27 protein-coding genes are annotated in these 22,001 nt (G+C 61.0%); 14 read left to right on the forward strand and 13 right to left on the reverse strand.

Features of this window, described 5'->3' with window-relative positions; genetic code table 11:
* Positions 1–71 precede the first annotated feature (71 nt).
* From HOP51_RS02000 to HOP51_RS02020, 5 genes are all read left to right on the forward strand, one after another.
* A complete protein-coding gene (locus tag HOP51_RS02000) occupies positions 72–482 on the forward strand; it encodes an SRPBCC family protein (RefSeq protein WP_234272277.1) in 411 nt (136 codons plus the stop codon).
* 158 nt (positions 483–640) lie between these two features.
* The gene (locus HOP51_RS02005; RefSeq protein ID WP_234272278.1) at positions 641–820 is read left to right on the forward strand and encodes a hypothetical protein; all 180 of its coding nucleotides are present in this window, start codon (positions 641–643) and stop codon (positions 818–820) included.
* 67 nt (positions 821–887) lie between these two features.
* Positions 888–1,562, forward strand: coding sequence for a TVP38/TMEM64 family protein (locus HOP51_RS02010; protein WP_234272279.1), 675 nt, complete (start codon positions 888–890; stop codon positions 1,560–1,562).
* A gap of 186 nt (positions 1,563–1,748) precedes the next feature.
* On the forward strand, positions 1,749–2,354 hold the full coding sequence (locus HOP51_RS02015; RefSeq protein WP_234272280.1) for a 2-hydroxychromene-2-carboxylate isomerase: 606 nt from the start codon (positions 1,749–1,751) through the stop codon (positions 2,352–2,354).
* Positions 2,355–2,361: 7 nt separating this feature from the next.
* Positions 2,362–3,090: a tellurite resistance TerB family protein gene (locus HOP51_RS02020; RefSeq protein WP_234272281.1), complete on the forward strand. Its 729-nt coding sequence runs from the start codon at positions 2,362–2,364 to the stop codon at positions 3,088–3,090.
* A 17-nt stretch (positions 3,091–3,107) separates the two neighbouring features.
* Here the strand turns inward: HOP51_RS02020 and HOP51_RS02025 are convergent, their stop codons facing one another.
* From HOP51_RS02025 to pilB, 10 genes are all read right to left on the reverse strand, one after another.
* On the reverse strand, positions 3,108–3,971 hold the full coding sequence (locus HOP51_RS02025; protein WP_234272605.1) for a DNA replication terminus site-binding protein: 864 nt from the start codon (positions 3,969–3,971) through the stop codon (positions 3,108–3,110).
* 2 nt (positions 3,972–3,973) lie between these two features.
* Positions 3,974–4,201 carry a DNA gyrase inhibitor YacG gene (gene yacG / locus HOP51_RS02030; RefSeq protein WP_159552415.1) on the reverse strand — a complete coding sequence of 76 codons (228 nt, stop codon included), beginning with the start codon at positions 4,199–4,201 and terminating at the stop codon, positions 3,974–3,976.
* Between the two features lie 75 nt (positions 4,202–4,276).
* Complete coding sequence (locus HOP51_RS02035) at positions 4,277–4,561, reverse strand: type II toxin-antitoxin system RelE family toxin (RefSeq protein ID WP_234272282.1); 285 nt, start codon at positions 4,559–4,561, stop codon at positions 4,277–4,279.
* Positions 4,551–4,799 (reverse strand): type II toxin-antitoxin system Phd/YefM family antitoxin, encoded by a 249-nt coding sequence (locus HOP51_RS02040; protein WP_234272283.1) that lies wholly within the window; start codon positions 4,797–4,799, stop codon positions 4,551–4,553. Before HOP51_RS02040 ends, HOP51_RS02035 begins: the two co-directional genes overlap by 11 nt.
* Positions 4,800–4,855: 56 nt before the next feature.
* The gene (gene coaE / locus HOP51_RS02045; protein WP_234272284.1) at positions 4,856–5,458 is read right to left on the reverse strand and encodes a dephospho-CoA kinase; all 603 of its coding nucleotides are present in this window, start codon (positions 5,456–5,458) and stop codon (positions 4,856–4,858) included.
* Between the two features lie 27 nt (positions 5,459–5,485).
* Positions 5,486–6,334: a prepilin peptidase gene (locus tag HOP51_RS02050; RefSeq protein WP_234272285.1), complete on the reverse strand. Its 849-nt coding sequence runs from the start codon at positions 6,332–6,334 to the stop codon at positions 5,486–5,488.
* An 18-nt stretch (positions 6,335–6,352) separates the two neighbouring features.
* Positions 6,353–6,778 carry a type VII toxin-antitoxin system HepT family RNase toxin gene (gene hepT, locus HOP51_RS02055; protein WP_234272286.1) on the reverse strand — a complete coding sequence of 142 codons (426 nt, stop codon included), beginning with the start codon at positions 6,776–6,778 and terminating at the stop codon, positions 6,353–6,355.
* Entirely contained in the window at positions 6,771–7,169 is a 399-nt protein-coding gene (gene mntA / locus HOP51_RS02060; protein ID WP_234272287.1) for a type VII toxin-antitoxin system MntA family adenylyltransferase antitoxin, read from the reverse strand. Before mntA ends, hepT begins: the two co-directional genes overlap by 8 nt.
* Before the next feature lie 68 nt (positions 7,170–7,237).
* Positions 7,238–8,470, reverse strand: coding sequence for a type II secretion system F family protein (locus tag HOP51_RS02065; protein ID WP_234272288.1), 1,233 nt, complete (start codon positions 8,468–8,470; stop codon positions 7,238–7,240).
* Positions 8,471–8,541: 71 nt separating this feature from the next.
* The gene (pilB, locus tag HOP51_RS02070; RefSeq protein WP_234272289.1) at positions 8,542–10,332 is read right to left on the reverse strand and encodes a type IV-A pilus assembly ATPase PilB; all 1,791 of its coding nucleotides are present in this window, start codon (positions 10,330–10,332) and stop codon (positions 8,542–8,544) included.
* A gap of 241 nt (positions 10,333–10,573) precedes the next feature.
* Between pilB and HOP51_RS20955 the strand changes: the two genes are divergently transcribed.
* Positions 10,574–10,969 carry a pilin gene (locus tag HOP51_RS20955; RefSeq protein ID WP_276574341.1) on the forward strand — a complete coding sequence of 132 codons (396 nt, stop codon included), beginning with the start codon at positions 10,574–10,576 and terminating at the stop codon, positions 10,967–10,969.
* 134 nt (positions 10,970–11,103) lie between these two features.
* On the opposite strand, the gene HOP51_RS02080 is transcribed toward HOP51_RS20955, so the two are convergent.
* The gene (locus tag HOP51_RS02080) at positions 11,104–11,475 is read right to left on the reverse strand and encodes a hypothetical protein (RefSeq protein ID WP_234272290.1); all 372 of its coding nucleotides are present in this window, start codon (positions 11,473–11,475) and stop codon (positions 11,104–11,106) included.
* 172 nt (positions 11,476–11,647) lie between these two features.
* On the opposite strand from HOP51_RS02080, the gene HOP51_RS02085 reads away from it, so the two are divergent.
* Together HOP51_RS02085 and HOP51_RS02090 are read left to right on the forward strand one after the other, a co-directional pair.
* On the forward strand, positions 11,648–12,202 hold the full coding sequence (locus HOP51_RS02085; protein ID WP_234272291.1) for an anti-virulence regulator CigR family protein: 555 nt from the start codon (positions 11,648–11,650) through the stop codon (positions 12,200–12,202).
* A 180-nt stretch (positions 12,203–12,382) separates the two neighbouring features.
* Positions 12,383–12,910, forward strand: coding sequence for an HPP family protein (locus tag HOP51_RS02090; RefSeq protein WP_234272292.1), 528 nt, complete (start codon positions 12,383–12,385; stop codon positions 12,908–12,910).
* 78 nt (positions 12,911–12,988) lie between these two features.
* On the opposite strand, the gene HOP51_RS02095 is transcribed toward HOP51_RS02090, so the two are convergent.
* Positions 12,989–13,804 (reverse strand): Crp/Fnr family transcriptional regulator, encoded by an 816-nt coding sequence (locus tag HOP51_RS02095; RefSeq protein WP_234272293.1) that lies wholly within the window; start codon positions 13,802–13,804, stop codon positions 12,989–12,991.
* Positions 13,805–14,108: 304 nt separating this feature from the next.
* On the opposite strand from HOP51_RS02095, the gene HOP51_RS02100 reads away from it, so the two are divergent.
* Positions 14,109–14,489 (forward strand): histone-like nucleoid-structuring protein, MvaT/MvaU family, encoded by a 381-nt coding sequence (locus tag HOP51_RS02100; RefSeq protein ID WP_234272294.1) that lies wholly within the window; start codon positions 14,109–14,111, stop codon positions 14,487–14,489.
* Positions 14,490–14,577: 88 nt separating this feature from the next.
* Here the strand turns inward: HOP51_RS02100 and HOP51_RS02105 are convergent, their stop codons facing one another.
* Complete coding sequence (locus HOP51_RS02105; protein WP_234272295.1) at positions 14,578–15,399, reverse strand: helix-turn-helix transcriptional regulator; 822 nt, start codon at positions 15,397–15,399, stop codon at positions 14,578–14,580.
* Positions 15,400–15,776: 377 nt separating this feature from the next.
* On the opposite strand from HOP51_RS02105, the gene HOP51_RS02110 reads away from it, so the two are divergent.
* The 5 genes from HOP51_RS02110 to HOP51_RS02130 all read left to right on the forward strand — a co-directional run bounded on the left by HOP51_RS02110 (position 15,777) and on the right by HOP51_RS02130 (position 21,939).
* On the forward strand, positions 15,777–16,073 hold the full coding sequence (locus HOP51_RS02110) for a hypothetical protein (protein ID WP_234272296.1): 297 nt from the start codon (positions 15,777–15,779) through the stop codon (positions 16,071–16,073).
* A 24-nt stretch (positions 16,074–16,097) separates the two neighbouring features.
* The gene (locus HOP51_RS02115) at positions 16,098–16,568 is read left to right on the forward strand and encodes a hypothetical protein (protein ID WP_234272297.1); all 471 of its coding nucleotides are present in this window, start codon (positions 16,098–16,100) and stop codon (positions 16,566–16,568) included.
* Between the two features lie 593 nt (positions 16,569–17,161).
* Positions 17,162–18,592 (forward strand): MBL fold metallo-hydrolase RNA specificity domain-containing protein, encoded by a 1,431-nt coding sequence (locus HOP51_RS02120; RefSeq protein ID WP_234272298.1) that lies wholly within the window; start codon positions 17,162–17,164, stop codon positions 18,590–18,592.
* 187 nt (positions 18,593–18,779) lie between these two features.
* The gene (locus HOP51_RS02125) at positions 18,780–20,114 is read left to right on the forward strand and encodes a UDP-glucose dehydrogenase family protein (protein WP_234272299.1); all 1,335 of its coding nucleotides are present in this window, start codon (positions 18,780–18,782) and stop codon (positions 20,112–20,114) included.
* A 58-nt stretch (positions 20,115–20,172) separates the two neighbouring features.
* Complete coding sequence (locus HOP51_RS02130; RefSeq protein ID WP_234272300.1) at positions 20,173–21,939, forward strand: SLC13 family permease; 1,767 nt, start codon at positions 20,173–20,175, stop codon at positions 21,937–21,939.
* Positions 21,940–22,001 lie beyond the last annotated feature (62 nt).

Genomic DNA, 22,001 nt, shown 5'->3' on the forward strand with positions numbered 1-22,001 from the left:
GCCATCATGTAGCAGGACGGGTACCCTGAAGGTGGAGCATTTTAGCGTTGTCGAACAGCATAGGGAACCGCATGGCCACGATCGAACACAGTGCAATCCTCAAGGCCCCGCCGGAACGGGTCTATGCCCTGCTGGAGCGGGTCGAGGACTTCGTCGACTACTCCGACCTGATCAAGGCGATCGAGCCGCTGGGTGACGAGCGCTATCGCTGGTATGTGCACGCCGTCGGCATGGATTGGACCTTCGAAGTGGCCATTACCGAGCATCAGCCGCCCGAAGTCCTGGCCTGGGAGTCGGTGGATGGTGTGCCCAACCAGGGCTGCTATCGGCTCAGCCCGGTGGAGGAGGGTACGGAGGTCTCTTTCACGCTGACCTACACCATTCGCAACCGCCTGGTCGAGAAAGCCGTGAACAAGGCCGCCAAACCCCTGGTAAACAAGGTGAGCCGGCAGATCCTTGAGCGGGTGGAAGCCAGGCTTTAGGCTCCGTAAGAAGACGATCTGCGCTTGCCCATACGGCGTTTGAAAAGTGCGTGCGACGTTCTATTAGCAGCCTATCTATCTTTTTTTCGCAACGAGGACTACACTCGACTCGACGAGGCCGCATCGGCCTCTGCCCGTACGAATCGAGGTATACGACCGTGAGTGTGATCAAGGGGTTCATGTGGTGCCTGACCGTGTTGTTCGTCCAGCTCGGGCTGCTGCGTTACATTGACTTGCGCGTAGCCGCCATGCCGCGGCTACGCGACACGCCACAGGAAACCGGCAAGGAACAGCCGTCCGCCGGGCCTGCCGACAAGGAAGGTGAATTCGGCGCCTGAGCGGAGGAAAAGTGACCTGAATGATCCGGCATGGCAACATTGCTGTAAATCTGATGGATGATTGCCAATGCCGAACGACTCGTCACTTCGCCGGCACTGGCGCTGGGTTGCCCTCGGCGCCAGTGCGACCATGGCCGCCTATGTGTGGTTCTGGCACTCGCCAGACCTTTCGGCTGTGCGCCATTGGGTCGAGGAAACCTCGCACCATCCGCTGGTCATCATCGGCGTCATGCTAACCATGGCCATCACCCTGGCCGTCGGTCTGCCGGGTAGTATCGGGTTATGGCTCATCGCTCCCTTCTATCCGCCCCACATCGCTACGCCAATGCTGATCCTCGGCAGCGTCAGCGGTGCCGTGGGTGCCTACCACCTGGCGGCTCGGGTCGGAGAACGTTGGAACCCCAAGGGGCTGACGCGCAAGATCATGAAGATGCTCACGGTACGCAGCGATCTGCTGACCCAATGTGCCTTGCGCGTGCTGCCCGGCTTCCCGCACTCGGTGATCAATTACGCCGCCGGCCTGTGCCGGCTCCCGCTCGGCACCTTCGTTGTCGCCGCCGCCCTTGGCTTGGGGATCAAATGGGCCGTTTACGCCAGCGCCATTCATAGCGGGCTGCAAGCAGTCAGCCGTGAAGACGACGCCTTTACCCTGGATATTCTGCTGCCGCTGTTCGCCCTGGCCCTACTGTTACTGATCGGGGCGTGGATGAGGAGAAGGGTGGAGCAGGGCCGCGAGTTCTAGGCTACCGCTTACCGTCAGGGAATGACGAGAATCGGCAGTGGCACCCTGGCGATCACTTCCTCGTCTTCCCTCAACAGGTTTTCAGTTTGCCCGCCGGCAAAGGGTGGCGCTCGGGTTGGCATTGCATGCGGCCCAGGGCCCCAAGGGATAGCGGCTTTCAACCATGGATTGCAAAGAGACGACATCATGACCTTTACCTTCTGGTTCGAATTCGCCAGCACCTACTCCTATCCGGCCGCCATGCGGCTCGAGCATCTGGCGGCCGAGCGAGACATCGAGGTGCGCTGGCAGCCCTTCTTGCTGGGTCCGATCTTCCAGGCCCAGGGTTGGAACGACACGCCGTTCAAGCTCTATCCGGCCAAGGGGCGCTACATGTGGCGCGACATCGAACGGATCTGCGAGCGCGACGGAATTCGCTTCCGGCGGCCCTCACAGTTCCCGCGCAACGGCCTGCTGGCGGCGCGCATCGCCAACTGGCATGCGGAAGAGCCGTGGGTACCGGCCTTCGTGCGCAGCGTACTCCGCGCCAATTTCGAGCACGACGAGGACATCGCCGATCCGCAGGTCATTGCCAACTGTCTGGCGGAGGCTAATCTCGACGCTGAAGTGCTGCTGAAACAGAGCCAGCAGCCCGAGGTCAAAGAGTCGCTGCGCGCAGCCACGGAGCAGGCTCAGGCGCTGGACATATTCGGCGCGCCGTTCTTCATGGCCGGCACCGAGCCCTTCTGGGGCTACGACCGCATGGAGCAGGCGCTCGACTGGTACGAAGCCCGAATGGGCGAAGAGGAGTGAGCATACGATGAATGCCAGCAAGATATTGCAGCAACTGATGCAGCAAGCCAGTGGACGGAATAGCGGCGGTGTGGATGTCAAGGGCATGCTCGATGGCCTGTCCCGCCAGTTGGGAGGCGGCTCGCCGGGCCAGGCATCGTCCGGCGGCAACGGCCTGAACCTGGATGTGAAGAGCATGCTGGGAGGAGGGGCCATGGGGCTGCTGGTCGGCTCCAAGCGTGGGCGCAAGCTTGGTGGCAAGGCGCTCAAGTACGGCGCCATCGCCGCGGTCGGCATGCTGGCCTGGAAAGCCTGGCAGAATTCGAGTTCACAAGGAGCGGTTGGCCAGCCGGCAGGCAGCGGTGCCGAAGGCGAGCGAGTCGAGGAGCTGGTAGGCGAATACCAGGAGCGCCGTAGCCTTGAACTGCTGCAGGCAATGATCATGGCGGCCCGCGCCGACGGTCATATCGATGCGCAGGAGCGCGAACTCATTGCCCAGCAGATCGATGCCCTAGGTGCCGACGATGAACTCCATCGCTGGGTCGAGCAACAGCTCAGTGCCCCGCTGGATGCCGAGGCGCTGGCGCGCCAGGCCGACTCGCCCCAGGCCGCGCGCGAGATGTACCTGATCAGCGTGGCGGTAATCGACGAGCAGAATCCCATGGAACGCGCCTGGCTCGACCAACTGGCCAAGGCACTGAAGCTCCAGCCTGCGCTGGTGGCAGAGTTGGAACACCAAGCCCGGCAGGCAGGCTAGGCACGCCAGGGCGCGCATCAGCGGTAGCGGTAAATCCTGAGCGACGGCAGGTAGGGAGTTTCTTCGAGCTTCTCGTCGCTACGGCGTGCCCGGGTACGGCCCTGCGGCGGCGCGGCCGGGGGCTGATTGTGGTCGGGCAGGCGCCCGCGCGGGGCGGGCAGGAACAGCGGCAGTGCCACGTTCATGGCGCGTCGGGTGCGGCCGTCTTCCAGCGGCTCGCAGTAGAACAGGTTGGCGCGCATCAGCGGCGCCTGGCGCTGCACCTGTGCCAAGGGTTCGCTCGAAGGCAGTGCGGCCAGCTTGCGTAGCTGAATGCGCACGTGGGGGGCTTCGCTGTCCAATGCCAGCAGCTTCTTCTCCACCTCGCGCACCGTGAGCCGCTTGATCGAGCGGCCGCTGGAGTACCAGGCCAGGCGTACCCGGGCGACTGGCGCTTCGGCCACGGGAACGGCCCGCCAGCACTGCTTCAGGTGCAGCCGGGCCAGGCCGCTGCCGCGTAGATGGTCGTGCAGCTGTGGGTGGCGGAAGGGCAGTACCGCCTTGGCTTCGGCCAGCAGCGGTGGATGCTCGGCCTTGATGCGCGCAAGCCGCTCGGCGAATTCGGCCTTGGTTGCATTCACCTCGGCTACCCGCGCCATGAGTATGTCATCGGCGGCAATCAAGCCCACATGGCTGCGGGTGGCGCGGCCATCCTGCCCATCGGTGTACCAGAAATCGAGCAGGGCGCGGCGCAGCCACTCGGTGCTGGCCTCGGCCTGAAAGGCCCAGGCTTCGTAGGGCGAGGCCACGTAGGCTTCGAGCAGGGCTTCGGTACTCTCGATCAGCCTGTCGAAGGCGAGTTCGAGTTCGGCCAGCAGCCGATAGGTCGGCGCCGGGGCCAGGGTCACCGCTCGTCGCCTCGCTCGGCGCGGGCCAGCCACTCGTCGATGTTGGTCTCGTCGAGCGCCGGCTCCCCGGCAATGCGGTGCGACTCATCGGCCCAGGCGCCCAGGTCGATCAGCTTGCAGCGCTCGCTACAAAAAGGGCGGTAGGGGTTCTTCTCGCTCCACACCACCTTCTTCTGGCATTGCGGGCAGGCGACGGTCAGGGGACGTTGGTCGTGTTGGCTCATGAATCCAATGCGGTTGGTGGCTTTCCGCTAGTCTAGCGGCTTGCAGTAGCCTGAGGCCAGGTTGAAGCCCGATACCTAGTGGCGACGATTGGATTTAAGGTAGACGTCATTACGCTCCCGTTTGCCCACGGCAATTACGAGCACCACAAGCTCCTGGTCCCGAACTTCGTAAACGAGGCGAAAGCCTGCGCTGCGGAGCTTGAGCTTGTAGCGGTTTTTGCTGCCATGGAGTTGGGCTGCGGGGCGAACGGGGCTCGCCAGGATGGCGGTCAACTTTTTCTTGAACTGCAAGCGCACGCTGCCATCAAGCTTACGCCACTCCTTCAATGCTTCCTCTCGGAAGCGAAGCTCATAGCTCATCCAGAGTCACCGTGATCTCCGCTTGCGAGCTGCGCGCATCGGCGATCCGGTTTAACTCGGCATCTTCCAGTTTCTCCAGCAATTCTTCATAAGCGGCCGCCGGGATGCAGTAGAAGGCGGGCTCGTTCCGGTTCAGAACAGCGACAGGGAAGCCCTCACCTGCGGCCACGGTAGCCATCGGGTTCTTCTTTAGCTCAGAAATACTGGCTGTGGTATTGGCAAGGATAGTGTGGGGCATGGAAGCCTCCAGTTTCTGATCTTCGAGACCAGATTATAGGTCTTTTAATAGGTCTTTCAAGAGGTCATCATCTTCCGATAGCGTCGGTCCAGTTCGGCTACCTGGGCGGCGAGGTCCTGCTCGCTTCCGCTGTTGTCGATCACGTCGTCGGCGCGGGCCAGACGTTCGCTGCGCGGCATCTGGGCGGCAACGATGGCGCGGGCCTGTCGTTCGTCCACGTCATCACGGGAGGCGGTACGGGCGATCTGCACGCTCTCCGGCACGTCGATCACCAGGCAGCGGTCCACCATCTCGCTCTGGCCCGATTCGAACAGCAGCGGCGAGACCAGCAGCACGTAGGGCGCGCCCTCGTTCTGGAGCCGTTCCAGATGGGCGATGATGCGCTCGCGAATGCGTGGGTGGGTCACCGACTCGAGCCATAACCGCTCGCTTGGCTCGGCAAACACGATCTCGCGCAGGGCGCGGCGGTTCAGGCTACCGTCCGCCTGCAGAATCCGCACGCCGAAGCGCTCGGCGATCTCGGCCAGCGCCGGCTCGCCGGGCTCGACCACTTCGCGAGCCACGTCATCGGCATCCACCCAAGGCACGCCCAGCGCCGCGAAGGCCCGCGCCACGGTACTCTTGCCGGAAGCGATACCACCGGTTACGCCAACGATCAAAGCAGGTTCTCCCTCACAAGCCCTCACTCAGAGTGTCATGCCGACATAAATGGCCATCAACGGCTCGCCCACGAGCAATGCAATCCAGCCGGAAATGGCCAGGAAAGGGCCGAAGGGCATCGGTGCGCCGCGCAGGCGAGGCAGGGCAAGCTGCACCAGAATACCGACGAGAGCGCCGGCGCCGGCGGAAAGAATCAGCACCAGCGGCAGGTATTGCCAGCCCAGCCAGGCGCCCAGCGCCGCCAGCAGCTTGAAATCACCGTAGCCCATGCCCTCCTTGCCGGTTACCAGCTTGAACAGCCAGTAGACGCTCCACAGGGCGAGGTAGCCTGCCATGGCGCCAATGACGGCGCTGGGCAGCATCAGCGGCTGGAACAGCAACTGGTAAAGCAGGCCGGCCCACAGCAGCGGCAAGGTCACCACGTCCGGCAGCAGTTGGGTGCGTAAGTCGATCACGGCGAGTGCCAGCAGCGCCAGGCAGGCGGCAAGAATGAACAGGCCTTGCCAAGTCACGCCATACAGCGCCACCACGGCCAGCGTCAGGCCCGCGCCGGCCAGCTCCACCAAGGGGTGCTGTAGACTGATGCGCGTCGCGCAAGCGGCGCAACGGCCGCGACGCTTGAACCAACTGATGACGGGCAGGTTGTCGTGCCAGGCAATCGGCGCCTCGCAGCGGGGGCAGATCGAGCGCGGCACCAGCAGATTGAAGCGGGGTGACTCCTCCTCCGGCAGCTCCAGTGCCTCGCGGGCCTCGGCACGCCAGCCCAGCATCAACATGACCGGCAGGCGCACGATCACCACATTGAGGAAGCTGCCCAGGCAAAGGCCCAGCAAGGCTGCCAGCGGCCAGAGAAGGGCGGGGGGGAGGTCAAGCAAGAAGAAGTCCTTGTTTCTTCAAGATTCTAGTGCCTGAATTGCCTGCCTCACAAAGGCGACTAAGGGACGGTAGTAACCGGCCTCAATGACTTCGGCCACGATTCGGTCATCGACCTCCAAATAGTCAAGCACCAAGGCATTACGCAGGCCAATGACTTTGCGCCACGGGACTTCATGCCCGATCAAGCCTTGTTCATTAAGCTTTTCAAAAGCGCCAAGAGCATTCTGGTTCATCGTACCGGTCTCTCGCTTGGCCCAATGCTTTGCAACACCAATACAGCCTTCAATCAGAATCTGTAACGTGCGTTCCGCAGCGTGTCGCTCCAAGCGCGACCAAGGGCGCTCTTTGGCGATCCGGTCAAGTGTGGCGATATCCGTTTCGCATTCTGCGATATGTTCCCGGAGCGCGATCAGATAGGCCATGCCAGGACTTGAATCAGCCATGATGCCTCGCTTGGTGATAGTAATAGTCCTGCTCCCAGCGGGACATGATGCGCGCTTCTTGCGTCATCCGTAACTGTGGGTGTTGGTCGAGCAGTAGCCGTCCCTGTTCGAGAATACTCCAGCCCAGTGGGATGGGGCAGTTGGCAAGGTCCACGACACTGAGCTTACCGTCAGGTAGCCCAAGCTCGCGCTGCCAGTCGAGCGCAAGAAGCTCAGGTCGAAGCCTGCGCTCCAAGGGCGACTTCCACCAATCCGTAAAGGCGACAGCGAGGTCGTAGTCGCTCTGCTCACCATGGTCGCCACGAGCGCGGGAGCCGTACAGCCAAAGAGCGGCCAAGTCATCCCGCTCCCTGGCAAGCGAGATCAATCGCTCAAGTACGTCGCGTGGCATGCTCTTGTCCCATGCTTTACATGTCAGGATGATCGTAACGCGCAAAGCGTCAGCAATACAGTGCCTTGCTACAGCACCGTGCCCAGCTCGAAGATCGGCAGGTACATGGAGACCACCAGGCCGCCGACCAGCACACCGAGTACCACGATGATCAGCGGTTCGAGCAGCGAGGTCAACGCGTCGACCTTGTTATCGACCTCTTCCTCGTAATAATCGGCCACGCGGTTGAGCATGGCGTCCAGCGAGCCGGATTCCTCACCGATGCCCACCATCTGCACCGCCAGCGCCGGGAAGCGCTCCGTCAGGCGCATGGCGAAGTGGAGCTGCTGACCGGTAGCCACATCCTCGCGCACCTGGCGTGTGGCGCGCTCGTAGACCAGGTTGCCGGTCGCTCCGGCGGCAATGTCCAGCGCTTCAAGCATAGGGACGCCGGCACTGTAGGTCGTGGCCAGGGTACGGGAATAGCGCGCCACGGCGGACTTGTCAAAGATATCGCCCAGGACCGGCAACCCGAGCAGAAACGCATGCACGCGGTAGGCAAAGGCCGGTGAGCGCTTGATGCCTTGGCGTATCAGGCACACGAAGGTGACCATGCCGCCCAGGCCCCACAGCCAATACTGCTGGGCGAATTCGGAAAGGTCGATGGTCATGCGAGTCATCGCCGGCAGCTCGGCGCCGAAGCCGTTGAACAGGCTCTCGAATTGGGGTACCACCTTGATCAGCAGCAGCGCCGTTACGCCGATGCCCACCAGGATCACGGCGATGGGGTACCACAGTGCTTTCTTCACCCGGCCCTTGAGCGATTCCACTTTCTCCTTGTAAGTGGCGATCCGGTCGAGCATACGATCGAGCGAGCCGGAGCTCTCACCGGCCTCCACCAGATTGCAGAACAGGCTATCGAAGTGTTCGGGATGGTGGCGCAGCGCCTGGGAAAAACTCGAGCCGGCGGCCACCTCGTTCATCATCTGCTGCACCACCGCGCTCATGGCCGGCTTGTGAATACTCTCGGCCACCACCTGAAAGGCCTGCAACACCGGTACCCCAGCGCGGATCATCGTTGCCATTTGGCGAGCGAACAGCATGACGTCCCGTGGCGTTATGGTGCCCATGCCACCGCCAAGTCTACCCTTGCGCCGCACGGTCCTGACAATGATGTTCTGGCGGGCCAGCTCGCGTTCCACCTCGTATTTCCTGGTGGCTACGATCTCGCCGCTCACCTCTCTTCCTCCGGGGCCCTTGCCCGTCCAGCGCCAGCGGTACAGTTTCAGCTTCCTTGGCGCTCTCGCTGATCTCGTTGCCATAAATTCCCTGCGAAGTGATTTATTCATTATCGCGCTGACCAAGAGGTTACGGGCGATTCGCTCGCCCAGGGCTAATTCTTTGTGACTCGGTTGATCTCGGTCAGGCTTGTAGTCCCCTGCATTACCTTCATCAGGCCGCTGCGGCGTAGATCCGGGTGGCCCTCTTCGCGTGCCAGGCGATCGAAGTCCATGGAGTTACCGTTACGCATGATCAGTTGGCTCATGGCGCTGCTGATCGGCACCACCTCGTAGATCCCCACGCGGCCCTGGTAGCCATGGGTGCAATGCTTGCAGCCTACCGCCTCGAAGACAGTGGCGCTATCCACTTCCTGTGCCGTAAAGCCCTCCTGCAACAGCACCTCGCGGGGTAGCTCCGCCTCCTGGCGGCAGTGCCTGCACAGCCGCCGCGCCAAGCGTTGGGCGATGATCAAGCTCACCGAACTGGCAAGATTGAAGGGCGGCACGCCCATGTTGGCCAGGCGCGTCAAGGTCTCTGCGGCGGAATTGGTGTGTACCGTGGAAAGCACCAAGTGGCCGGTTTGTGCCGCCTTCACCGCGATCTCGGCGGTCTCCAGGTCGCGGATCTCGCCTACCATCACCACGTCTGGGTCCTGGCGCAGGAAGGCGCGCAGCGCGCTGGCGAAATCCAGACCGATCTTGGGCAGTACATTGACCTGATTGACGCCCGGCACCTTGATTTCCACGGGGTCCTCGGCGGTACAGATATTGCGCTGTACTTCGTTGAGGAGGTTCAGGCCGGTATAGAGAGTGACCGTCTTGCCGCTGCCAGTGGGGCCGGTCACCAGAATCATGCCCTGGGGGTGGTCCAGTACGCTCTCGTAGAGCGCGCGCTGTTGCGGCGTGAAGCCCAGTGCATCGATGCCGATCTGCGCCGAGCTGGGATCGAGAATACGCAGCACGATCTTCTCGCCGTACACAGTGGGCAGCGAGTTCACACGGAGGTCGATCGTTCGCGACTTGGAAACCTTGAGCTTGATTGCGCCATCCTGCGGCAGGCGGCGCTCGGAAATATCCAGCCGCGCCATTACCTTCAAGCGCGCGGCAATGCGCGAGTGCATGACAAACGGCGGGTGTGCGGCCTCCATCAACATGCCGTCCACGCGCATGCGCACCCGGTAGCTGGTTTCATAAGGTTCGAAGTGAATGTCCGAAGCGCCACGGCGAATGGCATCGAGCAGGATCTTGTTCACGAATTTGACGACGGGAGCGTCGTCGGCATCGCTGGTAATGGCGTCTGCCGCTTCCTTGCCGATATCTTCCCCGCCCTCGAACTCCAGCTCGCTGATGGCATCGTCCACATCCGCCAGCTCATCCATCAAGCCGGCTTCATGCTGTGCCAGGTAAGCCTCCAGCACCGGCATCAGCTGGTCCACTGGACTCAATACGGCATCGATGCCCAGGCCGGTGGCGAACCGCAGCTCGTCGAGTCGCACCAGGCTGGAAGGGTAGGGCACCGCCACTGTGAGCCGGTGTCCGCGGCGGGCAAGCGGCACCGCACACAGCTTGCGTAGCAGCTTGTCGGGATACTCGCTGGCGGAGGGTAGGCTCGCCAAACGCAGTGCGTCCAGATCGACCAGCGGCAGGCCATACTCCCACGCCGCACACAGCGTACCCTGACGGGCCGTGACGAGGCCTGTCGCGATCACATGCTCCAGCAGGCTGATCTCGGCTTCGCGCGCTTCTTGCTCCGCCCGCTGTACCGCCGCGCGGGAGAGTAATCCATGCTCCACCAGCCGCCGAGGGAAACCACGCAGCCCCTCGAGGCTGGCGGCATGTCGTTGAGCGGTATCTGCGCTGGCTGGCGCATGGGCACCCAGCGGTACCGTTCGATAGTCGTTCATGGCGCCTCAGGTATCAGGCCTGCAAGAGTATTGGGCGAAAAATCCATCAGGCATTCTAGCCCCCTGGTCAAGGTACGGCACGACACGCTGGCCAACGCCATCCCAACTGGTATTAACGTCCTGGTCGTTTATGATGAGACGGGGTTCATGCCTACGTAGGGGCAGCTTGCGAAGCGTGGGCTGAGTCATCTAATGTACGCGGCAAGGCTCATGGGGCCGCAAGGAAGGGTGTTGACAAGGGATGATGGAGAAAATGTCGCAGCAGGGAATGGCCGCCAAGCGAAGGCAGGGCGGTTTCACGCTCATCGAGCTGTTGATCGTGGTGGCGATCATTGGAATATTGATGACGGTCGCGATTCCGCAGTACCAGAACTATACGCAACGAGCTGCAGAGGGTGCCTGCTTGGCAGATACTAGAGCTTATGCTACTGCTTATGTTGCGGCTAGTTACGATCCAGCTATAGGTGTGCCAACTGTTGCCGAGTTTTTCCCGGCTCAAACATTCGGAGATGACGGGAAAAGTTCCTGCACAGCCATTGCACCCGCTGATAACGATACCATCATGCGTGGCATTCCAAGGTCGCCTGGTGTAGAAAACCAAGACGTAAGGTTGGCAGCCACAGAAGCGGAAGTTTGATTGGGGTCGCGCTTGTCTGAAGTGTTTTAAATCACTTCATGCTGCTATTGCCGAAGAATGACACCAGGTCTGGAGGTTGAGGCCGCTCAATGCGAAGCGGCACCATACAGCCACTGCTGTGGCAATGCCGATTTTCAGGTCGCGACATGCTGGTTGCGTAGTGTCTTGGCGTAAAGCAGCAGATAAGAGATATCCCGGGCCTTGTCGGCGCTCTCCTGCATTCGGGTGCCGTTCTGCTCCAGCAGGAACCACACGCCGGCTTGCCTCAGCCTTTGTTTGAATTCCGCTATCTCCGCGTCGATACCATGCTCGGCATAAGCGAGAAAGACCTGGCATTCTACGGTCCATTGCTCGTTGTGCCGTGAACTCTCATAGCACGCCCAGCCCATGTCGTGCCCTTTGGCAATGGCCTCGTGATAGGCGGCGTTGCCGTGGGCTGGTGAGGAGACGAGCGCTGCCAGTGAGAGAACCAACAGGGAGAGCGCTCGCTTGCCGCTGAGCTGCATGACGGTCTCCTGTGAGTCAATCATTTTGATTGACATCGGCGAGCGCGGGAGAAACTTAAAGAAATTTGTCATTAATATGACAAAACGCGCTGAAACATGCTGTTTCGCTGCACACTCATTGCGTATTTACCTCCTAGGCTAAAACGACAGCCAACCTGCAAGGAGTGCCACCATGCGCCATGCCAAGCGAATTCTGCTGCCGAGCCTGGCAGTGCTGATGCTGACCGCAGCCCATGCCCAGGCGCAGCCAGGCGAGAACCGCGGCCAGGGGCAAGGGCCAGAACAGCGGCAGGGGCAAAGTCAGGGCCAGGGCCAGGCGAGAGGACAAGCCCAGCACGCAGTGCCGGGCCAGCCCGGACGAGGTGCCGATCACGAGCCGGGACGCGGGGCGAGGGGAAGCGACGAGTGGCGTGACGACAGGCGAGACGAGCGCCGCATCATCGTCGATGGCCCGCGTATCGACGAGCGCGAGATCCGCCGCCTGCTGATCGAGCGGCGCGACTGGGTCGAGATAGACCGCAGCCGAGAGAGCCTGCCGCCAGGCGTACGCATGAATCTGGAGCGCGGCAAGCCGCTACCTCCCGGTATCGCCAAGCAGCTTGACGAGCGCATTCTGCGTGACTTGCCGCGCTACGACGGTTATGAGTGGCGTCGGGTTGGGCCGGATGTCGTGCTGGTGGATGTCGTCAACGCCATCATCTACGAGATTCTGCGCGACATTTTCTGAGCCGGATGCTGAACCAGGGTCCGTCCCATGGAAGTGGGGCGGGCTCGGGTGGTTACCTCCGCGCGTCGGAAAAACTGACCCCGATCAACAAATTTGCATGTTCTTATAAAAAAACTTGCCTTCACATTTCTGGTGCGCTCTGCGAGACTCCTGCACCTATTTTGTGCAAGCCGAAGGCAAATGAAGACTTACCTCAGTAAAATGCGCGCCGAGCGAACCCGAGCCGCCAGCCCTGACTGGCAGGATGCCCTGTGGTCCTGGTTCGGTGCATTCCTCGGCATGGGCGCCATCTGTTGGCTGAGCGCACATTGGCTTTCCCATCACCTGCTAATCGTGGCCTCCTTCGGCGCCACCTCGGTGTTGCTCTATGCTGCCCCCGATAGCCCATTCGCGCAGCCTCGCAACGTGCTGATAGGCAGCATGCTCTCCGCTTTGGTGGGCATGGCCTGCTTCAAGCTGCTCGGCAGCACGGCACTTGCGGTTACGCTCGCCGTATCGCTCTCGGTACTCGCCATGCAACTGACCCACACAGTGCACCCACCAGGCGCTGCCGCGGCACTGGGCGCCGTGATCGGCGGGGAGCCGGTGATTGCTTTGGGGTGGTGGTACCCCCTGATGCCGATCGGCATCGGCTGCGGGGTGATGCTGATCGTGGCGATACTGGTCAACAACTTGGCCCGGCATCGGCGCTACCCACGTTATTGGTAGCGTAACTGGCAATATCAGGAGAAGCGTGGCTCAAAGGGCATCGCACCGGCCCAGCCTGTATTTACCCGTGGTGCGACATCAGGACGGAAACGCCATGTTTTCCTGCTTGAAACCGCCCAGTGCGGCCAAGCCGCTCCAGTTCATGATGCGGATTTGCCTGTTGTCGCAATTCTCGATCAGTCCCTTGCGCTTGATCTTGCTGATCGAGCGGCTGACATGCACGCTGGAAAGCCCCAGTACGTCGGAAATTTGCAATTGCGTAAGCGGGAAGAAATAGCGGCCTTTATAGGTCAGCCCGGCCGCATGGGAGCGGGCATAGCATTCGCACAACAGGTTGGCGATGCGCCCCTCGGCACTGCGCGCCGAAACGTTGATGATCCAGTTCAAGGCAACGTTATGGCTCATGTGGCCCGAGGCCTTGAACAAACGCAGTATTCTTGGGCGTTTGAACAGCCGCTCGGCGCTTTCCGGTTTGATAGTAGTGAAGCGGAGCAGTGTCAGGGCCTTGATCGAAAAGTCCATCCTGGTATGCAGGCCCATGCCGCTATCGCTGACATCGCCAGGCAGCAGCAGCGAAGTAATGGGCTCGCTGCCGTCGGGCAGCATCTTGTAGTGACAGGCCCAGCCTTTCTCGATCAGGTGCAAGCACTCGAGCGGTTCGCCTTCGCGAGCCAAGTGGCTACCTTTCCGTACCTCCCGCACGGGGCCGGTGCAGGTGGCGAACAGGCGCTTGTCCTCGTCGCATAAGTCATTGCGTTCCTTGAAGTTATGGAACAAATACATTGACGTCCCTTTCGTCGTATCGCTCATCGCTTCCTGTACAGTGTAACAAAGCCCCAGGTGCTTACAAATTTCTGTATTAGAAGATTCTGATTGATTGGGCGGCCTCGGCACTTGCTAGTCGTACTTCGGCATGGTGCAGCCCAGACGCACAAAGAGTAAAAATATGACTCACGCAATTGACAAATTGTGATGGTTCAGTTTATGAGGGGGTATGCCGTGCTTAAAAGATGCGAGCAACTGGCTCCCGCGTATACTCAGGTTTTTTTGACGCCAAGTGCCTCTTAACTGCACGCGTATTTGACTCACTCCGTTTGAGTCGGCTAAAACTAAACTGAAGTGTTGTCATTTTGGTCGAGTTGTTGTATTTATAAGCGGCATCCCATAAACCTCCCATTTAGAAGCAAGGACCGTACACATGTCTCTTCTCAGCGAATTCATGCAGAAAGAACAGCAGCTCAAGCAGCTTCAGGCTGAAATGGAGCGGCTGCAGAACGACGAGCGCCTGAAGGCCGAACTGGAATTCAAGGATAAGCTCGAAGCCCTCATGCGCGAGTTCAACAAGAGCTCAGCCGACGTTATCGGCCTGTTGGAGCCGCAGGGCGGCAAGTCCGCGCAGGTCAAGTCCGCGGCTTCTTCCAGCACCGGGCGCCGCAAGCGCAAGCTGAAGATCTACAAGAATCCGAAGACCGGCGAAGTAGTGGAAACCCGCGGCGGTAACCACAAGACGCTCAAGGCATGGAAGGACGAGCACGGCTCCGACACCGTAGAAGGCTGGCTGGTTCGCGTCGAATCCTGAGGCAAGAGGAATTCTCTGATTAGGGGTCGGAATCCTAATTAGGGCTGTGGGCTCGCGCCATACGCGTGAGCCCACTTGTCTGGCCCCATCAGGTCTGGTGAAGGGGTAGTCTGATCATGATGCCGGTTTCGTCCCACTCCACCTGAACGGCATCCCCGCTGGCATGAAGCTTCTTTTCCGGCAATCCCTCGCAAACGAGGAATTGAATGACATCCGGAATCTCCTCCAGTGCTTGCAGTTTGACGCAAGCGTGCTGCTGGGCGGGGAGTTTCAGCAAGCGAAAGGAGGCGGGAATGGCAATTTCGGGTGCTTCGTGCTGCTCGATCAGCGGACCGACATCGATCCGTTCCACATCGCTAGGTAGAGGCGTGTTATGCATCAAGGCAATGGTGCGCCTCTGCCGTAGGCGTTCCGGCAGGCTCTCCACGCTTTTGGCATGTTGGGTCCATGCGCGTAATACGTCGAAAGAGCGATGGTTATCCTTGCGGTATAAGCGTGTCGCCAGAGCGTGGTGCATGGGCGCCTTGCAGATTTCGAACTCGGGCGCCGTGCCGCCATGTCCTTGGCAATAAGGGCTGCGATGTAGTTGCAAACGCAGCGCTTGGCGGTATTGGCGCGGCGTTTGGTTGTGGTATCGTTGGAAGGCGCGGCTGAAAGCAGAATGATTTTGATAGCCACACCGGGTCGCGATGGTCTGTATCGGGAAGGGGGTGAACGCCAGCAGGCGTGCCGCCTTTTCCAGTCGCAGGGTGTCGCGATAGGCGCTAGGGGACAGACCGAAGCACTGCTTGAACCTGCGCCGGACCTGTGAGGTCGAATAACCGAGTCGGCTGGCGAGGTCTTCTACTCCCTGCTGGCTCTCCAAATGTTCCTGCAGCCAGATCTCCGCCCGCATCATCTCGTTAAACATAACTGTCCCTTGCTTGATCCCGCAGCATATGAGGTGCTGCATTCATAACAACGCTGGTGCCTTCAATGGCGCCGGGGCAGTGCCGGAAGCGGCATGTGCCCGTGAACTTTATGGTTTTTATGCGCCTCTTTATGCGCTTTGGCAGGAGGCAAAGGCAAGGTTGGTTAGCGATTTTGACCGTTTGTGCATAATTGTAGCCGGGTGCGGTGTGACGCCCCTTATGCGCCAGCCCGCGCATCTCTAAGAGTAGCGCACTGGCTGGCCTTCGCTACTCGAGGTGTTGGCGGTATACTCGAGGCCTGTCGCCATCGGGTGCCGTCAAGGAAGCGAAGCCATTCATGCCGCGCTTCCAGGTACTTGAGCAATTACGGATACACATGAGAAACCAAAAACCCAACCGATCGATGGACGAGCGCGAGAAACTGCGCAAGTTTCGTGAGCTAGATGACGCCTTCGCCCAGGCGCTGCGCGAACTGGAAAAGCCCAATTCACGTCTCGCCATTCCCACGGGACCTCCGGTGCGCAGCCTGGCTGAGCTGGAAGCGGAAGAGCAGCAGCAACGCCAGCAGGCGTTCGAAGCGCAGCTCAAGGCATTGATGAAGGAATACGCCCAGCCCAGGGAGAGCGTGGCCGACCTGCTGCGCACCCTGAAAACGCTCGGTCACATCGCCTGATTCACCCATGACCCATACTCGCCAATGACCTACTTGCTGGTGATGGGCAGCCTGGTACTGTCTGTCGTGTTCACGCTGGGCTGGGCGCTTTCGCGTCTGTTGCGCTGGGTAGCCGCCGGCCTGCCGGGGGGCGGCAAGCCCAAAGCCAAGCGCAAGCCCGCCAGGCGCAGCGGCGCCACGCGCCAATCCGGCTCGAGCCGAACATCGCGCGGCGCCGGTACCAAAACTGCCGCCAAAGCTAGCGCCAAGCCGCCGCCCCGCGAGCCTTGGCGCATCACCCGACGCCTGGCTGAATGGCGCTCCAGCACTGCGTTCGCCCTGGTAACGGCGCTCACCTACCTGGTGGCACGTCTTGCCGAGCACGGTATGAGCTTTCGTCCACCCCATAACGTACCCACCGGCTTCACCGCCTTGGTGGCCGGCTTCGGCTGGCTTGCCGCCGGCCTGATCCTGCTCGCTCTCCTTCATCGGCTGGCCGTTTGGCGCTGCCGTTGAGTCAGTGTTGCCTTGGCGCTTTCTCAGTCGTTTTCGCGATTTTGCTGTCTTATTTTCGTAAAACGCGAACAACTGACTGACCGCTCGGCATTATTCGGCTTCACTCAGCGGTAGAGCAACGCGCCCGAGTCCCGTAGAATCATGCCATTCCAATAACGATATTCAGCAGGGGGTCTGAAAGCGCAGCCACCCATGCTGTGCTCCAGGAGATGTCGAGCGCCAGCTCGGCGACGGACCGTGATAAATGGCGCCGAGGGCTTGCCCTGTGCTTTACCGTGCGCGTTTTCGCAACGGCCCGTTCCCGCTCTGGTATCGCTCCGTAACAGGGCCAGGGAATCGCCCGGAACAATCCCCGGGCGGTAGCGTGCCTGAACGGTGGCGGTTCGCTTGAAGCGATCCCTGGCAGGTTAAGAAAAAATGAACCGCATGCTTGAAAGTGAAGATTTTGTTGCTCAACTGACAAAAAAGTGGCTCGCCCAAGCTGCGTGACGACACCTGAGTACGTACAGGGAACGAACCGCGTGAAGCTGCCGGTTACCGGCGCGGCGCTGTTTCGCGAACTGGATTCGACAAACCGCGAACAAGAACGAAAAATGAAGATTCTCCACCACGGCGCCGCCAGTGGCGTAACCGGCAGCTGCCACCGGCTGCAGATTGCACCGGACCGGGCCCTGCTGATCGACTGCGGCATTTTCCAGGGGCAGGATGCCGAGCGCCTCGATAGCCTCGAGCAGCACAAGGTGCGCTTCCCGGTGGAGGATGTGCTGGCGCTGGTGGTCACCCACGTGCATATCGACCATATCGGCCGCTTGCCCTACCTGCTGGCGGCGGGATACACGGGGCCGATTCTCTGCTCGGTGCCCTCGGCCCGGCTACTGCCATTGGTCATAGAAGATGCCCTCAAAGTCGGCTTTACCCGCGACCGTATGCTGATCGAGCGTTTCCTGGCCGAAGTGCAGGGCCGCCTGGTAGCGCTGGACTACAAGACCTGGCACACCGTACTCGACGACGAACGCCACCGGGTGCGGGTCAAGCTGCAGCGTGCGGGCCACATACTCGGCTCTGCCTATGTGGAAGTGGATACGCTCGATAAACCCAGCGGCGAGCGACAGCGCACCGTATTCTCTGGCGATTTGGGCGCGCCCCACGCACCGCTGCTGCCGGCACCCCAGCCGCCGTACCGTGCCGACGTGCTGGTGCTGGAAAGCACCTATGGCGACCGCCTGCATGAAGACAGGCGCCATCGCCGTGAACGACTCAAGGCTGCCATCGACAGGGCGCTGGCAAACGGCGGCACCGTAATCGTTCCCGCCTTCAGCGTGGGGCGCACCCAAGAGTTGCTCTACGAACTGGAAGGGCTGATACACAACGCACAAAGCGAGCGCTGGCGCGAACTTGAGATCATCGTCGATTCCCCCCTGGCCGCCCGCTTCACCGAGGTGTACCGCGAACTCAAGCCGTGGTGGGACGCCGAAGCCCACCAGCGGCTGCGCAGTGGCCGCCACCCGCTCAGCTTCGAGAACCTCTACACCGTGGAAGGCCACGAAGCCCACGAGCGCACCGTCGAATATCTGGCCGACAGCGGCCGGCCGGCAGTGGTGATCGCCGCCAGCGGCATGGCCAGCGGGGGCAGGGTGGTCAACTACCTCAAGCGCATGCTGGGTGACGAACGCCACTGCGTGCTGTTTACCGGCTACCAGGCACAAGGCACCCCAGGGCGCGACATTCAGCGCTACGGCCCCAAGGGCGGCTGGGTGGAGTTGGACGGCCAGCGCATCGACATTCGCGCCCGCATCGAAACCGTGAACGGTTACTCGGCCCACGCCGACCAGTGTGATCTGCTCAACTTCGTGCGCCGCATGCGCCACCCGCCCAAGGAAGTGCGCCTGGTGCACGGCGACGCCCACGCCCAGGCAGCGCTCAAGGCCAAGCTACTGGAATGGGCCGCAGGGGCAGGGCATGAGATAAGTGTGACGCTGGGGGCGGAGCACCTATACGAAGAAAAACTGCCCGAGACAGCTTGAACGGGTGCAAGGTAGAGATAGCAATATGCGCCTGATGGATACCCAGCGCCAAACTTGCTTGTGAGTGCACCGAACCTCAGCGAGCAGGGCATACACAGGCGGGCGCGAGAGCAAGGCCTGCTGCTCTAGCACGAAATATTGTCTCTTTAGCATCATTGCCTTGAAAGAGAATTCATAAAGGAACGCAATGAACGTTACCGTATTCGGAACCGGCTATGTGGGCCTGGTGACTGGTGCCTGTCTCGCCGATGTCGGGCACGACGTGATGTGCATGGACATCGATGCCGACAAGATCGCGGGCCTGGGGCGCGGAGAGATTCCCATCTACGAGCCGGGGCTCGAAGCCATGGTCAAGCAGAACGTGGCCGCCGGGCGGTTGCACTTCACGACTGATGCCGCCAAGGCAGTGGCCTTCGGCAGGCTTCAGTTCATCGCCGTGGGCACTCCGCCGGATGAAGACGGCAGCGCCGATCTGCAATACGTCCTCGCCGTGGCCAAGAGCATTGGCGAACACATGGACGACTACAAGGTCATCATCAACAAGTCGACCGTGCCGGTGGGAACGGCGGACAAGGTGCGCGTGGATGTGAGGAACGCCCTGGAGGCTCGCGGCCAACAGGTCGATTTCGACGTCTGCTCCAATCCCGAGTTTCTCAAGGAAGGCGCCGCCATCGAGGACTTCACTCAAGGTGCCCGTATTGTGGTCGGTACCGACTCCGAGCGGGTCAAGGCGTTGATGCGCGAGTGCTACGCCCCCTACAACCGGCTGCGCGACAAACTAATGTTCATGGACATCCGCGCCGCCGAGCTGACCAAGTATGCCGCCAACGCCATGCTGGCGACCAAGATCAGCTTCATGAACGAAATTGCCAACCTGGCCGAGAGGCTGGGCGCCGACGTGGAACAGGTGCGCCACGGCATCGGCTCGGACCCGCGAATTGGCTACCAGTTCATCTACCCCGGCTGCGGTTATGGCGGCTCCTGTTTCCCCAAGGACGTACAGGCGCTAATGCGTACCGCCAGCCAAGCAGGGTATGAGCCTGCACTGCTCAACGCGGTTGAAACGGTCAATCGCCGCCAGAAGCAAACCCTGTTCACTAAGCTTATGCAGGCCTTCGATGGCGACCTGAGCGGCAAGACCATCGGCTTATGGGGGCTGGCGTTCAAGCCCGATACCGATGACATGCGCGATGCTCCCAGCCGCGTACTGATGGAAGCCCTGTGGGACGCTGGTGCCAAGGTACAGGCCTACGACCCGCAAGCGATGCGCGAATGCCGGCGCATCTATGGCGACCGTGACGACCTGATACTGGTGGCCGATCGCATTCAGGCCGTGAAAGGCGCCGATGCCCTGGCGATCTGTACGGAGTGGAAAGACTTTCGCGCCGTGGATTTCGACTGGCTGAAGCAGCAATTGGCATCGCCCGTCATAGTGGATGGGCGCAATGTGTTCGATCCTGTGCGAGTGAAGGAAGCAGGGCTGCTTTACTATGCTGTGGGGAGAGGGGATTCGCTGCAGTGACGGTTTACTCTACATGAACGGAAACGGCACCAAGGCAGCCAAGTGGCTCAAAAGTTAAATGTCGATTGATGCGTTAGTCACGTTGGGCGTCATTGGGGTGGTGCTGGCATTGCTGGCTCTTACTAGAATTGCTGCCGATGTCATTCTCATGGCATCGCTAGCCATTCTGGTCGTTTCAGGCATCCTGACCCCCGGTGAGGCCCTGGCCGGGTTCGGCAATCCTGGCGTCATGACCATCGCGGTGCTTTATGTCGTTGCCGCTGGGCTGAAGGAAACCGGCGCCGTTCAGTGGCTGGCGCATCGCTTGCTGGGCCAGCCGCAGCGCCTGCGGCAAGCGCAACTGCGCGTTTTGCTACCGGCATCGGGTTTGAGCGCCTTCATGAACAACACCACCGTGGTGGCCATGTTCATCCCAGCCATTCAGGAGTGGGCGGGACGCCTGCGGCTGCCGCCCTCCAAATTGCTGCTGCCACTCAGCTATGCCGCCATCATCGGCGGTACCTGTACCTTGATCGGCACCAGTACCAATCTGGTCGTGGATGGCCTGCTGCAAAGCGAGAAGGGCATCGGGCTTGCCATGTTTTCACTCGCCTGGGTCGGTATCCCTGTCGTACTGATAGGCGGCACTTTTCTTTACCTTTTCGCCGATCGCTTGCTACCGAACCGGCAGGGCGTGTTGGAGCAACTCGAGCAGGCGCGCGAATACTCGGTGGAGGTGGTGGTAGACGAGAAAGGCCCGCTGGTTGGCAAAAGCATTGCCGATGCGGGGCTGCGTCACCTCAGCTTTGGCTACCTGGCAGACATCGAACGGCATGGTCGTCTGCTTACTGCCGTGCCGCCGAGTACCGAATTGCAGGCAGGCGATATTCTCGTTTTCATCGGGGCGCCCGAGTGCGCCCGTGAGTTGCGCCGCATCCACGGCTTGAAACCGGCCAGTGGCGACGTTCACAAACTGGACATTGCCCACCATCAGCGCTGCCTGGTGGAAGCCGTGATCGGGCCGGACTTCGGCGGGCTCAATCAAACGGTACGTGAATCGCGCTTCCGCTCGCGCTATCAGGCCGTGATCCTGTCGATTTCCCGCCATGGCAAGCGATTGCCAGGCAAGCTAGGCGATTTACGCCTGCAAGTTGGCGACACGCTGCTGATCGAAACCGCTCATGACTTCGTCGACCAGTACCGCTATCGCAAGGATTTCCTGTTGGTCAGCGCCCTGAACGACTCCACGCCGCCGGATTTTCGCAAGGCTCCCGTGGCAATGGGCATTCTCGCGGCCATGGTGGCTGCCAGTGCCTTGGGCCTGCTGAGCATTCTCGAAGCGGCGCTGCTGGCTGGCGGCGGCATGCTGGTCACACGCTGCGTGCCGGCAAGCAAGGCCAGGCGTTATGTGGACCTCTCCGTGCTGGTGGTAATAGCGGCCTCGTTCGCGCTGGGTGCGGCCATGACCAAAACCGGCGCCGCCGCCCAGGTCGCCCAGTGGCTACTGTTGATAGACGGCCTGGCGCCATGGGCCGCACTGGTGCTCGTTTACCTCATGACGGTGCTGTTCACCGAACTGATCACCAACAATGCGGCTGCAGTGCTGATGTTTCCCATCGCCGTGGCCGTGGCCGAGCAGTTGGGCGTGAGTTTCATGCCCTTCGTCATTGCCATCATGTTTGCCGCCTCGGCCAGCTTCATGACCCCACTGGGTTACCAGACCAATCTCATGGTGCTAGGCCCCGGTGGCTACCGTTTCATTGACTATTTACGGCTCGGTGCGCCATTGAGCTTGATCGTTGGTGTTACCGCCGTGGCGCTGATACCGTTGGTTTGGTCGTTCTGACTGCGAGCCACGAGCTACGAGCTCGAGAGTGTCGTAGAGGCATCCTGCCGAAGCCCGAAGCC

It is taken from the genome of Billgrantia zhangzhouensis (genome assembly GCF_021404465.1).
In the GTDB taxonomy this organism is placed as follows: Bacteria; Pseudomonadota; Gammaproteobacteria; order Pseudomonadales; family Halomonadaceae; genus Halomonas; species Halomonas zhangzhouensis.

What these genes read in the sequence shown, in the direction of transcription:
- hepT (WP_234272286.1), bottom strand. Translation starts at nt 6,778, where the DNA reads ATGGCTGATTCAAGTCCTGGCATGGCCTATCTGATCGCGCTCCGGGAA.
- HOP51_RS02115 (WP_234272297.1), top strand. Translation starts at nt 16,098, where the DNA reads ATGACCTACTTGCTGGTGATGGGCAGCCTGGTACTGTCTGTCGTGTTC.
- HOP51_RS02065 (WP_234272288.1), bottom strand. Translation starts at nt 8,470, where the DNA reads ATGGCAACGAGATCAGCGAGAGCGCCAAGGAAGCTGAAACTGTACCGC.
- HOP51_RS02015 (WP_234272280.1), top strand. Translation starts at nt 1,749, where the DNA reads ATGACCTTTACCTTCTGGTTCGAATTCGCCAGCACCTACTCCTATCCG.
- HOP51_RS02035 (WP_234272282.1), bottom strand. Translation starts at nt 4,561, where the DNA reads ATGAGCTATGAGCTTCGCTTCCGAGAGGAAGCATTGAAGGAGTGGCGT.
- HOP51_RS02090 (WP_234272292.1), top strand. Translation starts at nt 12,383, where the DNA reads ATGAAGACTTACCTCAGTAAAATGCGCGCCGAGCGAACCCGAGCCGCC.
- HOP51_RS02000 (WP_234272277.1), top strand. Translation starts at nt 72, where the DNA reads ATGGCCACGATCGAACACAGTGCAATCCTCAAGGCCCCGCCGGAACGG.
- HOP51_RS02120 (WP_234272298.1), top strand. Translation starts at nt 17,162, where the DNA reads ATGAAGATTCTCCACCACGGCGCCGCCAGTGGCGTAACCGGCAGCTGC.
- pilB (WP_234272289.1), bottom strand. Translation starts at nt 10,332, where the DNA reads ATGAACGACTATCGAACGGTACCGCTGGGTGCCCATGCGCCAGCCAGC.
- HOP51_RS20955 (WP_276574341.1), top strand. Translation starts at nt 10,574, where the DNA reads ATGATGGAGAAAATGTCGCAGCAGGGAATGGCCGCCAAGCGAAGGCAG.
- HOP51_RS02020 (WP_234272281.1), top strand. Translation starts at nt 2,362, where the DNA reads ATGAATGCCAGCAAGATATTGCAGCAACTGATGCAGCAAGCCAGTGGA.
- HOP51_RS02080 (WP_234272290.1), bottom strand. Translation starts at nt 11,475, where the DNA reads ATGCAGCTCAGCGGCAAGCGAGCGCTCTCCCTGTTGGTTCTCTCACTG.
- HOP51_RS02040 (WP_234272283.1), bottom strand. Translation starts at nt 4,799, where the DNA reads ATGCCCCACACTATCCTTGCCAATACCACAGCCAGTATTTCTGAGCTA.
- mntA (WP_234272287.1), bottom strand. Translation starts at nt 7,169, where the DNA reads ATGCCACGCGACGTACTTGAGCGATTGATCTCGCTTGCCAGGGAGCGG.
- HOP51_RS02085 (WP_234272291.1), top strand. Translation starts at nt 11,648, where the DNA reads ATGCGCCATGCCAAGCGAATTCTGCTGCCGAGCCTGGCAGTGCTGATG.
- HOP51_RS02010 (WP_234272279.1), top strand. Translation starts at nt 888, where the DNA reads ATGCCGAACGACTCGTCACTTCGCCGGCACTGGCGCTGGGTTGCCCTC.
- HOP51_RS02100 (WP_234272294.1), top strand. Translation starts at nt 14,109, where the DNA reads ATGTCTCTTCTCAGCGAATTCATGCAGAAAGAACAGCAGCTCAAGCAG.
- HOP51_RS02105 (WP_234272295.1), bottom strand. Translation starts at nt 15,399, where the DNA reads ATGTTTAACGAGATGATGCGGGCGGAGATCTGGCTGCAGGAACATTTG.
- HOP51_RS02110 (WP_234272296.1), top strand. Translation starts at nt 15,777, where the DNA reads ATGAGAAACCAAAAACCCAACCGATCGATGGACGAGCGCGAGAAACTG.
- HOP51_RS02130 (WP_234272300.1), top strand. Translation starts at nt 20,173, where the DNA reads ATGTCGATTGATGCGTTAGTCACGTTGGGCGTCATTGGGGTGGTGCTG.
- yacG (WP_159552415.1), bottom strand. Translation starts at nt 4,201, where the DNA reads ATGAGCCAACACGACCAACGTCCCCTGACCGTCGCCTGCCCGCAATGC.
- HOP51_RS02125 (WP_234272299.1), top strand. Translation starts at nt 18,780, where the DNA reads ATGAACGTTACCGTATTCGGAACCGGCTATGTGGGCCTGGTGACTGGT.